Below are 13,229 nucleotides of genomic sequence, written 5' to 3' on the forward strand. Positions count from 1 at the left end.
GCCCGTCGGTGTCGGTGGCCGGGGGTAGCGTTCGGGTCATGGCTCGAAAAGCAGACCGCCCGTCGTACCGGTGCACCGAGTGCGGCTGGGCCACGGGCAAGTGGCTCGGGCGCTGCCCCGAGTGCCACGCCTGGGGCACCGTCGAGGAGTTGGGCGCCGCGCCCGCGGTGCGCACGGTCCCCGCGGCCCGCGTCGCCTCGCCCGCGGTGCCGATCGGGCAGGTGGACGCGGTGCAGGCCGCGGCGCGCGGCACGGGCGTGCCCGAGCTGGACCGGGTGCTCGGCGGGGGCCTGATCCCCGGCGCGGTGGTGCTGCTCGCCGGGGAGCCGGGCGTGGGCAAGTCCACGCTGCTGCTGGACGTCGCGGCCAAGTCCGCGTCGGAGGCGCAGCGGACGCTGTACGTGACGGGTGAGGAGTCGGCCGCCCAGGTCCGGATGCGGGCGGACCGGATCGGCGCCGTGCACGACCACCTGTATCTGGCCGCGGAGACCGATCTGGGCTCGGTGCTCGGCCAGTTGGACCAGGTCAAGCCCGCGCTGCTGGTGCTGGACTCGGTGCAGACCGTCGCCTCGGCCGAGGTGGACGGCGCGCCGGGCGGGATGGCGCAGGTGCGTGAGGTGGCCGGGGCGCTGATCCGGGCGTCCAAGGAGCGCGGCATGTCGACACTGCTGGTCGGGCACGTCACGAAGGACGGGGCGATCGCGGGGCCGCGCCTGCTGGAGCATCTGGTGGACGTGGTCCTGCACTTCGAGGGCGACCGGCACGCCAGGCTGCGGCTGGTCCGCGGCGTGAAGAATCGCTACGGGGCCACCGACGAGGTCGGCTGCTTCGAGCTGCACGACGAGGGCATCACGTCGCTGGCCGACCCTTCCGGGCTGTTCCTCACCCGCCGGGACGAGCCGGTGCCGGGCACCTGCCTGACGGTCACGCTGGAGGGCCGCAGGCCGCTGGTGGCGGAGGTGCAGTCGCTGACGGTGGCCAGTCAGATCCCCTCGCCGCGGCGCACCACGTCGGGTCTGGAGACGTCGCGGGTGTCGATGATGCTGGCCGTGCTGGAGCAGCGCGGCCAGATAGCGGCCCTGGGAAAAAATGACATTTACACCGCGACCGTCGGCGGGGTGCGCCTGTCCGAGCCTGCCGCCGACCTGGCCGTGGCGCTCGCGCTGGCCAGCGCGGCGTCGGACACGCCCCTCCCGAAGAATCTGGTGGCGATCGGCGAGGTCGGCCTCGCCGGGGAGGTGCGCCGCGTCACCGGGGTGCAGCGGCGCCTCGCGGAGGCTTCGCGGCTCGGCTTCACCCAGGCCCTGGTGCCCGCCGACTCGGGCGGGGCGCCGGCCGGGATGCGGGTGCGGGAGGTCGCGGACATCGGGGAGGCCCTGCGGGTGCTGCCCGCGCGCGGCGCGGAGTCAAGCAGGCGGGAGGAGGTGCGCCGGTAGACTCATGTGCACCAAGCGCAGGTTCGTCCTCCGGAGGATTGCATGGCAGCCAGCGACCGCCCGGCGGGTCCCGGGAGGGCCGGGGGTGGTCCCGGGGCGGATGGCCTGCTGCGGGCCGCGCTGAGCGCGGTCGCCCCCGGGACCCAGCTGCGGGACGGCCTGGAGCGCATCCTCCGGGGGAACACGGGGGGCCTCATCGTGCTCGGCGTGGACCGGACGGTGGAGTCGCTGTGCACGGGCGGGTTCGTGCTGGACGTGGAGTTCACCGCGACCCGGCTGCGCGAGCTGTGCAAGCTCGACGGCGCGGTCATCGTGGACCGGGACATCTCGCGGATCGTGCGGGCCGGGGTGCAGCTCGTTCCCGACCCGAGCATCCCGACGGAGGAGACCGGCACGCGCCACCGCACGGCGCAGCGGGTGTCCATCCAGACCGGCTTCCCCGTGGTGTCGGTCAGCCAGTCGATGCGGCTGGTCGCGCTGTACCTGGACGGGCAGCGGCGCGTGCTCGAGGACTCGGGCGCGATCCTGTCCCGCGCCAATCAGGCGCTGGCCACCCTGGAGCGGTACAAGCTGCGGCTCGACGAGGTGACCGGCACGCTGTCCGCCCTGGAGATCGAGGACCTGGTCACCGTGCGGGACGTGGCCGCGGTGGCGCAGCGCCTGGAGATGGTGCGGCGCATCGCGGCGGAGATCGCGGAGTACGTGGTGGAGCTGGGCACCGACGGGCGGCTGCTCTCCCTCCAGCTGGACGAGCTGATCGCCGGTGTCGAGCCGGAACGGCAGCTGGTCGTCCGCGACTACCTGCCGGAGGCGGGCGGCAAGCGCTCGCGGAAGGTGGGCACGGCCCTCGCCGAGCTGGACGGCCTCGGGCACGCCGAGCTGCTTGAGCTCGCGCTGGTCGCCAGGGCCCTGGGCTACAGCGCCGCCCCCGAATCGCTTGACACTTCCGTCTCGCCGCGCGGCTTCCGGCTCCTGGCGAAGGTGCCGCGGCTGCCGGGCCTGGTCATCGACCGGCTGGTTGACCACTTCGGCGGCCTCCAGAAGCTGCTCGCCGCCAGCGTGGACGACCTCCAGGCGGTGGACGGCGTCGGCGAGACGCGGGCCCGCTCGGTGCGGGAGGGCCTGTCGCGGCTGGCGGAGTCCTCGATCCTGGAGCGGTACGTCTGAGCCGCCGCGGCGGGGCCGTGCGGGCTCCTCGGTCCTTCTCAGTCCTCCTCGAAGCGGAAGGTCGTCTGCACCACCGGGTAGTCGGCCAGCGCGGCCTCCGCCAGGTAGGAGTCGGCCGCCGCGTCAGGACCCGTGCCGTCGCAGTCGGCGGTGGAGTGCTGCCGGTCCCAGGTGAAGGTGTGGTGCGCGGAGCCGTCGGCCGGCACCGCGACCGGGTCCGAGCCGAGTCCCGTGGGGCAGTCGGCGGAGGACCACACCTGCTCGTCGGCCGTGTTGGCCACCGTGATGGTCAGCGCCTCGTGCCCGAAATCGACGCGGCAGGCGGGCCCGGTGTTCGCCACGGTCAGCCGGATCTCCGGCTCCTCGCCGGGCGCGTAGGCGTTGGCATCGCTGCGCAGGGAGATCTCCAGGGCGCCCGCCGTGCACGCCGGCAGCCCGGCGCCGCTGCCGGAGCCCGAGCCGTTCCCGTCGTCGCCGGTGCCGTCGCCCTCAGATCCGTCGGAGCCCTCGGCCGCGCCGCCGTCCGCGTCGCCGCCGTCCCCGCCGGAGCCGTCGTCGCCCGTGCCGTCCTCACCGCCGTCCTCGCCGGTCTCGTCGCCGGACGGCGAGTCGTCCCGGCCGCCCGGGCGTTCGTCGATGAGGGACTCGGAGGGCGTGGGCCCCGGGGTGATGGACTCGGCGGGGCCGCCCGCGCCATCGTCGTGTCCGGCGGGCTCGTCATCGCCGCCCCCCGAGCGCAGCGCCCAGAAGACGAGCAGCACGACGAGCGCGATCAGCAGCAGCACGACGGCCCTGCGTCGCCAGTAGATGGACGAAGGCAGCGGGCCGACAGGAGTGCGCAGAGATCCCACGCGGAAACCTTACGAGACTTCCGTCACCTCCAAGCCCCCTACCCACCACTCGCCGGGACACCGTTGCGTATCAACACGCGCAAAGCGCCGTCCGCTTTGTGCCGTGCCCCTGCCGTGCCAGGATCGCCTTTGCCATGACTGCGACGACTGCGACGACATCGACGAGTACGACGCCGCCCACCGCCCTGCACACCCCGGTCATCGACTGGTTCGACGAGCACGCCCGCGATCTGCCCTGGCGCCGCCCCGAGGCGGGCGCCTGGGGGGTCATGGTCAGCGAGTTCATGCTCCAGCAGACGCCCGTCAGCCGTGTGCTGCCGGTCTACGAGGAGTGGCTGCGCCGCTGGCCGCGCCCCGCCGACCTGGCCGCGGAGCCGCCGGGTGAGGCCGTCCGCGCCTGGGGCCGTCTCGGCTACCCGCGGCGGGCCCTGCGCCTGCACAACGCGGCCGCGGCGATAGCGGAACGGCACGGCGGCGAGGTGCCCACCGACCACCACCAGCTGCTGGCGCTGCCCGGCATCGGCGAGTACACGGCGGCGGCCGTCGCCTCGTTCGCGTACGGCCAGCGTCACGCGGTACTGGACACGAACGTGCGAAGGGTCTTCGCCCGCGTCGTCACCGGCACCGAGTACCCGCCGAACGCCACGACCGCCGCCGAACGCAAGCTGGCCCGGCTGCTGCTGCCGGAGGACCCGGCGACGGCGGCCCGCTGGGCCGCGGCCACGATGGAGCTGGGCGCGCTGCTGTGCACGGCTCGCGGCCCCGAGTGCGCGAAGTGCCCGATCGCCGACCTGTGTGCCTGGCGCGGCGCCGGCTCGCCCGCCCACGAAGGCCCGCCGCGCCGCGGCCAGACCTACGCGGGAACGGACCGTCAGGTGCGCGGCAAGCTGCTCGCCGTGCTCCGCGAGGCGTCCGGGCCGGTGGAGCGGGCCGTGCTCGACCGGGTGTGGCACGACCCGGAGCAGCGCAACCGCGCGTTGAACGGCCTGGTCGGCGACGGGCTCGCCGAGCGGCTGCCGGACGGCCGCTACCGGCTGCCGGGCGCTGTCTGACGGTGTGTCGCCCGGCCGGGCGACACACCACCGCTCCCGGAGTGACCCGGCGTCCGCCCCGCGCCGAGCCACGGGCCGATGGCGAACGCGGCGGTCGCCGCCAGCAGCCCGGGCCCGTTCCGGCGGCTGGCCCGGCAGCGGCGTGCGGCCGGGAAAAGCGGCCGAGCACGGCGGCGAGGCGCGCGGCCTGGGGTCCGTCTTCAAAGGGGCGTCCGATCAGCGAGCGGCGGATGGCGCCCCTCTGGCAAGGCGCCGGATCGTCCTCGCACGTGAGGGTGCCTCTCCCTGCGGGCACCTCCCCGGGTGCCTCTCCCTGCGGGCACCTCCCTGGGGGCACCTCCCGGACGAAGTCTGGGGGAGAAGTCCGGGGGAGAAGTCCGGGGGAGAAGTCCGGGGGAGAAGTCCGGGGAGTGCTTGGGTGATTCGGCAACGCAGCCAGAGGGGATGCCAGTCGTCGCGTGCCGGACAGTCCCTTTGATGACGGGCCCTAGCGGAACTCCCACACCGGAACGGTCACCGGACCCTCCGTGACGCCGCCCGCGGAGCGGTAGGTGGCGAGCGCCGCCTCGTTGTCCGCGTCGACCGCGACCCACATGCTGTGGCAATCGCGCTCACGCGCCAGACCGGCCAATGCCTCGACCAGGGCCCGGCCGATGCCCTGCCTCCGGTGGCCCTCGTCCACGCCCAGCTCGTAGAGGAACATCTCCGTCCCCTTGTCCGGATGCGTCATCTCCACGCCCGTGACCATGCCCACCGGGGCGCCGTCCGCCGTGTACGCGACGAACAGATGATGGCCGGGTGCGGCGAGGAACCGCTCGGCCCACTCCGGACGGGCCGGCCCGTCGTACAGCCCCTCCGCGGCGAGGACGTCGGCCACCGCGGTCACTCGTCGGATGTCAACAGCCATCCCCGCACGCTACGCGGCACGGCTCGGACGGTGGCGCCCGGCCCCGCCACGGCTCCCTGCGGGCGGCGGCATGCGGGCCGTTCATGATGCGAAGGGATGGTCGGCCCGGTGGTTGCGCAGGGCGTGGCCCAGCCAGGCGAGGCGGTCGAGCATGGTCTTGGCCGCCTCGTTGGGCCGGTCGGGGGCCAGCAGCTGCCCGTCCGTCCCGAAAGCGTCCTGGTAGTTCGGAAAGCAGACGGTGTCCCGGGTGGGGATGGCGTACACCTCGTTGAACACGCCGCGGAGGTGCTCGACGGACCGCAGGCCGCCGCTGACGCCGCCGTAGGAGACGAAGCCCACGGGCTTGGCCTGCCACTCGGTGTAGAACCAGTCGATGGCCGTCTTCAGGGGTGCGGGGAAGCTGTGGTTGTACTCGGGGGTGACGACGACGAAGGCGTCGGCCGCGGCCAGCCGGGGCGCGAGGCGCGCGACGGGCTCGGGAATGGAGCGCTCGTCGTCGACAAGGGTGTCGGGCAGCCGCTCCTCGGCGAGGTCGACGACGTCCACCTCGAAGCCGCCGTGCTCGCGCGCCCTGCCGGCGAACCACTCGGCGGGCACCGGGGCGAAGCGGCCCCTGCGGGTGCTGCCGACGATCACCGCGAGCCGCAGCGGCCCGCGGGAGGAGGAAGAAGCGGCGGCAGGGGCGGAGGAGGAGGGAGCCGGGCTCGTCGTGGTCGGGCCGGAAGGCGTGGCCGCGGTGGTGGTGGTCGCGTGGGGTGTCTCGTTCATGCCGTCCACTCTCCGCAACGCCACTTCTGGTTCGCTGATGGTCCGCTCATGGCCCGCCGTGACCGGACCGTGCGTGGACCGTGCGGGTTACCGTGACGGCATGCGTTTCGGGGTTCTGGGACCACTTCGGGTGACGGCCGCCGATGGGCGCGCCGTGCGGGTGCCCGAGGCGAAGGTGCGGGCGGTGCTGGCGAATCTGCTGATGCACGAGGGCCGGCCGGTGCCGGCGGCCCGCCTGATCGACGACGTGTGGGACGGCGAACGGCTGCCCGCCCGCCCCGGCGCCGCGCTCCAGGCGAAAGTGTCGCAGCTGCGCAGGGCGCTGGAGGCTGCCGGTCCTGGCGGCCGGGACCTGGTGGTGTCGGGGCCGTCCGGCTACGCGCTGCTGGTGGCCGGAGCGGAGGTCGACGCGATCCGATTCGCGGAGTTGCTGGCGCAGGCCAGGTCGTACGGCACCGATCCGCGGCGCCGCGCGGCGCTGCTGGACGAGGCGCTGGAGCTGTGGCGGGGTCCTGCGTTCGCCGACTTCGCGGACGCGCCGTTCGCCCGTCCGGCGATCATGCGCCTTGAGGAGGAGCGGCTGGCTGCCCAGGAGGAACGCGCCCACGCGCGCCTCGCGCTGGGCGAGCACGACGCGCTGCTGCCCGAGCTGACCGGTCTGGTGGCCCGGCATCCGCTGCGCGAACGGCTGCGGGCCCTCCAGTTGAAGGCGCTGTACCGCACGGGGCGGCAGGGCGAGGCGCTGGAGAGCTTCGAGGAGCTGCGGCGGCGCCTGCGGGACGAACTGGGGGCCGACCCGGGGCCCGAGGTGGTCGCCGTGCACCAGGCCGTGCTGCGGCAGGACCCGTTGCTCGACGCACCGCCCGCGGCGCCGCCCGGTCGCCGGGCGCTTGCGGTGCTGCCCGCGCCGCTGAACGGCCTGATCGGGCGGGAGAGCGCGGTCGACGAGGTGGCGGCCCTGCTGTCGGCGCACCGGATGGTGACGCTGACGGGGCCGGGCGGGGTCGGCAAGACGCGGCTCGCGCTCGCGGTGGCCGACCGGCTGACGGACCGGTTCCCGCAGGGCACGGCGCTGGTGGAGCTGGCGGCGGCGCCCGCGCGGCCCGAGGCGGTGACGGACGCGGTCGCCGCGGCGCTCGGCACGCGGCACGGCGACCGGCTCGCGGCGGAACTCGGACCGGGCGAACGGCTGCTGGTGCTGGACGGCTGCGAGCCCGTGATCGAGCAGGCCGCCGAGCTGGCCGAACGCCTGCTGCGGGCCGCGCCGGGGCTGCGGGTCCTGGCGACGAGTCAGCTGCCGGCCGGTATCTCCGGCGAGGCGCTGTGGGCCGTTCCGCCGCTGGACGTTCCCCCGCCGGATGCGGCGCCGCGGGCGGTCCAGGAGGCGGGCGCCGTCCGGCTGTTCGCGGCGCGGGCGGCGGCGGCCGCGCCCGGGTTCGCCCTGGGGGCGGACAACGCGGCGGCCGTCGCGGCGGTCTGCCGGCGCCTCGACGGGGTGCCGCTCGCGCTTGAGCTGGCCGCGACCCGCGTGCGGGCGCTGGGCGTGCAGCGGCTGGCCGACCTGCTGGACGACAGGTTCCGGGTGCTCACACAGGGCGCGCGGAACGCGCCGGCGCGCCAGCGCACGCTGCGCGCGGTGCTCGACTGGAGCTGGGAGCCGCTGGACGAGCCGGAGCGCGCCGTGCTGCGCCGGCTGGCCGTGCACCCGGGCGGCGCTTCGCTGAACGCGGTGGAGGCGGTCTGCTCGGACGGCGGCCCCGAGTCGTTCGGGAAGGGGCCTGGCGGGGTGGTCTCCGAGGAGCCGGGCGATGTGCTGGAGCCGCTGGCCCGGCTGGTGGACCGGTCCCTGGTGACGATGACCGAGACGGAGCACGGCCCGCGGTACCGGCTGCTCGAATCGGTCGCGGCGTACGGGGTCGAGAGGCTGCGCGAGGCCGGCGAGCACGCCGAAATGGTGCGCCGGCGCGACGCGTATTACACGATGCTGGCCGAGTGCGCCGAGGCGTATCAGCGGATCGGCAGCGAGGGCGAGTGGCTCGCCGTGCTCGACACCGAGACGGGCAACCTGCGCGCGGCGCTCGACGGCGCGCTGCTGCGGCGGGACGCCGCGCTCGCGCTGCGGCTGGTGACCGCGCTCGCCTGGTACTGGGTGCGGCGCGGGCGGTGCGGTGAGGCCGACAGGTCGCTGGCGGACGCGCTCGGCATCGTCGGCGAGAGCACGACCCACGACGATGACGGGCCGTCGGCCGCGGGTCCTTGCGGGGAGGCGCTGCCCTCCGGCACGCGGGAGCGTGCCGTTGCGTGGCGGTCCGGGCTCGGGTTGCTCGACCGGACCGCCCCGTACGAGGGACGCCCCTTCGCCGAGTTGGGTCTCGGCCTGGTGGCCCGCAGGACCGGGCGGCTCGAACCGGCGGAGCGGCACCTGAACGCGGCGCTCGACTGGTGCGGCCAGGACGGCTTCCTGACGGTGGAGGCGCTGGTGCTGACGGAGCTCGGCTTCGCCGCCGAGTTGCGCGGTGCCCCCGAGGAGGCGCTGGCGCGGCACGGCAAGGCCCTCGCCGCGGCACGGGCCGCGGGCGACGCGCGGGCGGTCGGCTATGCGCTCGAAGGGCTTGCGGGGGCGCACGCGCTGGCGGGTGACGGCGGCACGGCGGCGCGCCTGCTCGAAGAGGCGACAGCAGCGCGCGCCGGGGCGGGCGCGCCGCCGTCGCCCGCCGAGCGCGGCGACGTGGACCGGGTCACCGCGGCGGTGTCCGCGGCGCTCGACCCGGCGCGATGACCCCGCCGCCGCGCCCGCCCCGGCGTTCACGCCCGCGTGCGGCCCGCGTTCCTGCTCCGGCTCACGTCCATGCTCCGGCCGCGGCGGCGCGGGCGGCCCAGTCGGCGAACGGGACCGGTTCGCGCCCGAGCGCGCGCCGCACGCCGTCCGCGAGCTGCGCGGTGTGCCCCGCGCGGTGCAGGGCGAACAGGCCGTCCAGCACGTCGATGAAGACCGGTGGCACTCCCCCGGCCGCCAGCTCCGTGCGGTACCGCTCCGGCGTCAGCTCCTCGTAGCGGATCTCCCGGCCCGCGGCACCGGCGATGACCTCGACGGCCCCGCGCCACGACAGGTCGTCCGCTCCCGACAGTTCGTACACCTCCCCCACATGCCGGTCCGTGGTCAGCGCGGACACGGCGATCTCGGCGATGTCCTCGACATCGATGAACGGCTCGGGCACGTCCCCGATGGGCAGCGCGATCCGTCCCCGCCGCAGCGGTTCCCGCCACAGGTCCTCGTCGAAGTTCTGATTGAAGTTGTTCGGCCGCAGCAGCGTCCACTCCGCGCCGGAGGCGGTGACGGCCCGTTCCGCCTCCGCCATTCCGAGGCTGTAACCGGCGGCCCTGGACGCCTCGATGCCGCGCCCGGACAGCACCACGAACCGCCGGACCCCCGCCGCCACGGCCAGGTCCACGAAAGGGGGCGCGAATGCGGGATCGTCGTGCGCCACGAGGTAGACGGCGCGCACGCCGGTCAGCGCCGGCTTCCATGTGTCGGCCCGCTCCCACTCGAAGCGCACGTCGCCGGAACGGGATGCCGCGCGCGGGTCGAGTCCTTCGGCGCGCAGCCTGCGCACGACGCGTCGCCCGGTCTTGCCGGTCGCGCCCAGCACCAGAATGTCGTTGTCGTTCATGCCCTCAAGGCTCGCGGTTCGCGGCGGCCGAGCCCATGGCCGGCCGTTCGCGGCGCATGCCCGGCCGTACGGTTGGGGCTCATGGACCCCTTCGACGATCTGCTCCGCGGCGTGTGCACCGACGGCGCCGTGGTCGACCTGACGCGGCTCACGCCGCCGGACGCGCCCCGGCTCGGCGCGGGCGATGTGATGACCCTGTGCGTTCCGTTGCGCGGGGCGGGCCGCCTCGCGGGCCGGGAGCTGCGGCTCGGCGAGACGGCAATCGTCCGCGGCCCGGAACCGTTCGACGCCGACGGCGATATGACGCTGCTCGTCGGCAGGTGCCGGCTGCGCGGCGAGATGCAGCACCGTCTGCTGCGCGTGCTGCCGCGGATGCTGGTCGTGCCGGACGATCACGACTGCGCCGGGATGCGCGACTACGTGGCGGCCCATCTGACACGGAAGGGGCCGGGACGGCAGATCGTGGTCGACCGGCTGCTCGACTGGCTGCTGGTGTGCACGCTGCGCGACTGGTTCGACCGGCCCGGGGCCGAACCGCCCGGCTGGTACCGGGCGCTGGGCGACGAAGTGGCGGGTCCCGCGCTGATCGCGCTGCACCGGTCCCCAGAGCGTTCCTGGACGCTGGCCGCGCTGGCGGCGGAGGCGGGAGTATCGCGCACGACGCTGGCGAAGCGTTTCACCGAGGCGGTCGGCGAAGCCCCGCTCGCCTATCTGACCGGCCTGCGGATGACCCTGGCCGCGGACCTGCTGGCCGAAAGCCCGGCGTCGACGGTTGCGGCCGTCGCGCGGCGCGTCGGATACGCCGATCCGTTCGGCTTCAGCGCCGCGTTCAAACGGGTGCGCGGGCTCAGCCCGAGTGAGCACCGGGCGGCGGTGCTGCGCGGCGGCGCGGCGTCCGGCGCGGACCGGGACGGGGACGCGGACGGCATCTACAGCTGGAACCAGACCGTCTTGCCCGAGCCGGGCACGTGATGGCAGACCTCCCACTTGCGGGCGCAACGTGTCACCAGCAGCAGGCCGCGGCCGCGTTCGTCGTCCGAGGGGGGCGCCTGGTCCGGCAGGCGTGGCTCGCCGGGGGCGCGATCGTGGACGTTGACCTGGAGGTCACCGTCGGGTGACCAGCAGGCGTGCACGTCGACCGGCGGCGGCGACGGGCAGTCGAGCGACGCCTTGATGGCGTTGCTCACGACCTCGGACGTCAACAGGACGGCGGTCTCGATGAGTTCCGCATTGGCCGGGACGGCGCTTGACAGTGCGGTGCGCATCGCCTGACGGGCGTTTCGCACCCACACGGGGTGCGCCGGGAAGCGCAAGGTGAAGTCGGCGGTCCCGGACCGCGTGGGGACAAGACACATAGGAAGCTCCTCGGTTGCTCAGAAAGCCGCACACCACTACGAGTGCCTCGTCACGCCCGCGCCAACCGCGGAGATGTGGTTCGTCCCCACGCGGTGGCGCGCGCCACAGCGCGCGCGCCGGGCGCATGCGCGGGGTGCACGATGCGAAGGGGGCCGCATGTGCCGGACGATGAATATTTGCGAGTCCCGAGTACATGTTCAATCCTCCTGCGTTGCCGGACCGTCAGCGATAGAGTCACGGACATGGATGTCCTGGCAGACGTCCTCGCGGCCATGCGCACCGGGGGCTCCGTATCGGCCCGTGCCGAAATGCGCGCTCCCTGGGGGCTGAGGTTTCCCGCCACCGAGGGGGCCGCGTTCCACGTGGTACTCCGCGGAACCTGCTGGCTCGTGACACCGAACGGACCGGAAGGGGCGGAAGGGGCGGCCCGTCCGGCGGCAGAGCCCCTCGCCCTGGCGCCGGGCGACGTGCTCCTGCTGCGGGACGGCCGGGCGCACGGGCTCGCCCACGACCCGGCGGGCGCACTGACCAAGTTCGCCCCCGCGCGGCAGGAGCCATCGGCACCGATAGGGCACCTGGAGATCGACGGCCCCGGACCGCGCGCGGTGTTGCTGTGCGGCGCGTATCAGCTGTCCCGCTCCCGCGTGCACCCCCTCATGCGCGCGCTGCCCGAAATACTGCACCTCCCCGGGCGGCACGGCGCGCTCCACTCGATAACGGAGCTGCTCGGCGCGGAGCTCGACGAACGGCGCCCCGGCCGCGACGGCATCGTGCCCGCGCTCGTGGACGCGATGCTGCCCTACGTCCTGCGCGCCTGGGCCAGCGGGCGGCAGGAGCCCGCCGGCTGGGCGGCCGCCCTCACCGATCCCGCGGTGGGCCGCGCCCTGGAGGCCATCCACGCCGAGCCCGCCCGCACGTGGACCGTCGAGGACCTGGGCGCGTGCGGCGGGCTGTCGCGCTCGGTGTTCGCGCAGCGCTTCACGGCGCTCGTCGGCTCCTCGCCCCTGGCCTATCTGACGTGGTGGCGCATGACCATCGCCGGCCGCCTGCTGCGCGACTCCGACGCGCCACTCGGCACGGTCGCCCGACGCGTCGGCTACCGCTCGGAATTTGCTTTCGCCAAAGCGTTCAAGCGTGAGTACGGCACCGCGCCGGGCCGCTACCGGCGGGAGCACGCCGGGCGCGGAACGCCCCGGCCGGCCACGTAGCGCGGGCCGCACCAGCCAGTCACCACCGGTCGGCCCTGACGGCGGCGCATCCGCCGCTCCGGGCCGGACCGGCCGTTCGACCAGCTCGAAGCGAGCACCGCGGCCGCACGCGGTGTGGCGCGTCCGGTGAACGTCGCGGCGAACAATCCCCAGGCTGTGGAAACCGGCGAGCGTGCGGCTGTCGGTGACGGACGGACCGGCGTCCGGTCCTGCGTATGCCCGCATGAAGAGATACGCCGAGCATCCGCGTCCCGGGCGACGGCGCGGGCACCGAGCGGCCGTGGGACCAGTCAGCGTCCATCGGGCCCCTCGCCCTGCACGCCCCACACGCCCCACATGCCCTGCTCGCCCTGTCCCGCGCCGTCGCCCGGCGGCCCTCACGCGGCCACCGGCAGCGGCCCGATGCAGTCGGCGACCCGCGCACGGAGCAGGCGGTACGCCTCGCGGCGGCGACGCGGCGGGCCCGGGGGCCGGGGCACGGCCCGCGGGCGGGAGATGGTCTGACCGTGCCGGAACTGCTCACGGGTCAGGTCGATCTCCACACCGTTGGGCAGGCGATTCCACCAGTGGTGGCCGACCGGGCGGCCGACGAGGTGCACATCGCCGAGCACCAGATCGCCGCCGAATATGTCGTGGATGACGAGAGCCGTGATGTCGCAGTGTCCCCACGCCGGATTGTCCGGGCTCCAGGGGGAGCGGAGCATGTCGTCGGGCGAGCAGGTGTCCGCGGCCCAGCCGGTGCGGAGGGCGGCGGCGATGTCGGTGAGAGTCCACGGCGCCATGTGCTCAGCCTGCCACCCGGCACTGACAATC

General features: G+C 74.7%; 12 protein-coding genes. 6 read left to right on the forward strand and 6 right to left on the reverse strand.

From position 1 onward, the window contains the following. Positions 1-38: 38 nt before the first annotated feature. Positions 39-1,436, forward strand: coding sequence for a DNA repair protein RadA (gene radA / locus STBA_RS14980; protein ID WP_077059729.1), 1,398 nt, complete (start codon positions 39-41; stop codon positions 1,434-1,436). Between the two features lie 42 nt (positions 1,437-1,478). Next, the gene (gene disA / locus STBA_RS14985; protein ID WP_077059730.1) at positions 1,479-2,603 is read left to right on the forward strand and encodes a DNA integrity scanning diadenylate cyclase DisA; all 1,125 of its coding nucleotides are present in this window, start codon (positions 1,479-1,481) and stop codon (positions 2,601-2,603) included. 38 nt (positions 2,604-2,641) lie between these two features. Here disA and STBA_RS14990 read toward each other — a convergent pair whose 3' ends face one another. Beyond that, a complete protein-coding gene (locus STBA_RS14990; protein WP_077059731.1) occupies positions 2,642-3,454 on the reverse strand; it encodes a hypothetical protein in 813 nt (270 codons plus the stop codon). 134 nt (positions 3,455-3,588) lie between these two features. Between STBA_RS14990 and STBA_RS14995 the strand changes: the two genes are divergently transcribed. Beyond that, positions 3,589-4,506, forward strand: coding sequence for an A/G-specific adenine glycosylase (locus tag STBA_RS14995; protein WP_077059732.1), 918 nt, complete (start codon positions 3,589-3,591; stop codon positions 4,504-4,506). Between the two features lie 487 nt (positions 4,507-4,993). Here the strand turns inward: STBA_RS14995 and STBA_RS15000 are convergent, their stop codons facing one another. Both STBA_RS15000 and STBA_RS15005 read right to left on the reverse strand, forming a co-directional pair. Beyond that, positions 4,994-5,413 (reverse strand): GNAT family N-acetyltransferase, encoded by a 420-nt coding sequence (locus STBA_RS15000; protein WP_077059733.1) that lies wholly within the window; start codon positions 5,411-5,413, stop codon positions 4,994-4,996. Between the two features lie 81 nt (positions 5,414-5,494). Beyond that, the gene (locus STBA_RS15005; RefSeq protein WP_079251933.1) at positions 5,495-6,181 is read right to left on the reverse strand and encodes an NAD(P)H-dependent oxidoreductase; all 687 of its coding nucleotides are present in this window, start codon (positions 6,179-6,181) and stop codon (positions 5,495-5,497) included. Positions 6,182-6,281: 100 nt separating this feature from the next. On the opposite strand from STBA_RS15005, the gene STBA_RS15010 reads away from it, so the two are divergent. Beyond that, positions 6,282-8,960 carry a BTAD domain-containing putative transcriptional regulator gene (locus STBA_RS15010; RefSeq protein WP_077063337.1) on the forward strand — a complete coding sequence of 893 codons (2,679 nt, stop codon included), beginning with the start codon at positions 6,282-6,284 and terminating at the stop codon, positions 8,958-8,960. 61 nt (positions 8,961-9,021) lie between these two features. Here STBA_RS15010 and STBA_RS15015 read toward each other — a convergent pair whose 3' ends face one another. Further along, a complete protein-coding gene (locus STBA_RS15015; RefSeq protein WP_077059734.1) occupies positions 9,022-9,852 on the reverse strand; it encodes an NAD(P)H-binding protein in 831 nt (276 codons plus the stop codon). 81 nt (positions 9,853-9,933) lie between these two features. Between STBA_RS15015 and STBA_RS15020 the strand changes: the two genes are divergently transcribed. Continuing rightward, positions 9,934-10,824, forward strand: coding sequence for an AraC family transcriptional regulator (locus STBA_RS15020; RefSeq protein ID WP_077059735.1), 891 nt, complete (start codon positions 9,934-9,936; stop codon positions 10,822-10,824). Here STBA_RS15020 and STBA_RS15025 read toward each other — a convergent pair. Further along, positions 10,782-11,207, reverse strand: coding sequence for an ATP-binding protein (locus tag STBA_RS15025; protein WP_077059736.1), 426 nt, complete (start codon positions 11,205-11,207; stop codon positions 10,782-10,784). The two genes, STBA_RS15020 and STBA_RS15025, sit on opposite strands and share 43 nt — an antisense overlap. Before the next feature lie 243 nt (positions 11,208-11,450). Between STBA_RS15025 and STBA_RS15030 the strand changes: the two genes are divergently transcribed. Next, a complete protein-coding gene (locus STBA_RS15030) occupies positions 11,451-12,416 on the forward strand; it encodes an AraC family transcriptional regulator (protein WP_077059737.1) in 966 nt (321 codons plus the stop codon). A gap of 377 nt (positions 12,417-12,793) precedes the next feature. Here STBA_RS15030 and STBA_RS15035 read toward each other — a convergent pair whose 3' ends face one another. Continuing rightward, a complete protein-coding gene (locus STBA_RS15035; RefSeq protein ID WP_077059738.1) occupies positions 12,794-13,198 on the reverse strand; it encodes a hypothetical protein in 405 nt (134 codons plus the stop codon). Between the last annotated feature and the right edge of the window lie 31 nt (positions 13,199-13,229).

This window comes from Streptomyces sp. MP131-18 (assembly GCF_001984575.1).
GTDB lineage: Bacteria > Actinomycetota > Actinomycetes > Streptomycetales > Streptomycetaceae > Streptomyces > Streptomyces johnsoniae.

Bases quoted from the DNA above. Each gene is read 5' to 3' on its own strand.
- radA (WP_077059729.1), top strand. From the start codon at position 39: ATGGCTCGAAAAGCAGACCGCCCGTCGTACCGGTGCACCGAGTGCGGC.
- disA (WP_077059730.1), top strand. From the start codon at position 1,479: ATGGCAGCCAGCGACCGCCCGGCGGGTCCCGGGAGGGCCGGGGGTGGT.
- STBA_RS14995 (WP_077059732.1), top strand. From the start codon at position 3,589: ATGACTGCGACGACTGCGACGACATCGACGAGTACGACGCCGCCCACC.
- STBA_RS15000 (WP_077059733.1), bottom strand. From the start codon at position 5,413: ATGGCTGTTGACATCCGACGAGTGACCGCGGTGGCCGACGTCCTCGCC.
- STBA_RS15005 (WP_079251933.1), bottom strand. From the start codon at position 6,181: ATGAACGAGACACCCCACGCGACCACCACCACCGCGGCCACGCCTTCC.
- STBA_RS15010 (WP_077063337.1), top strand. From the start codon at position 6,282: ATGCGTTTCGGGGTTCTGGGACCACTTCGGGTGACGGCCGCCGATGGG.
- STBA_RS15015 (WP_077059734.1), bottom strand. From the start codon at position 9,852: ATGAACGACAACGACATTCTGGTGCTGGGCGCGACCGGCAAGACCGGG.
- STBA_RS15020 (WP_077059735.1), top strand. From the start codon at position 9,934: ATGGACCCCTTCGACGATCTGCTCCGCGGCGTGTGCACCGACGGCGCC.
- STBA_RS15025 (WP_077059736.1), bottom strand. From the start codon at position 11,207: ATGTGTCTTGTCCCCACGCGGTCCGGGACCGCCGACTTCACCTTGCGC.
- STBA_RS15030 (WP_077059737.1), top strand. From the start codon at position 11,451: ATGGATGTCCTGGCAGACGTCCTCGCGGCCATGCGCACCGGGGGCTCC.
- STBA_RS15035 (WP_077059738.1), bottom strand. From the start codon at position 13,198: ATGGCGCCGTGGACTCTCACCGACATCGCCGCCGCCCTCCGCACCGGC.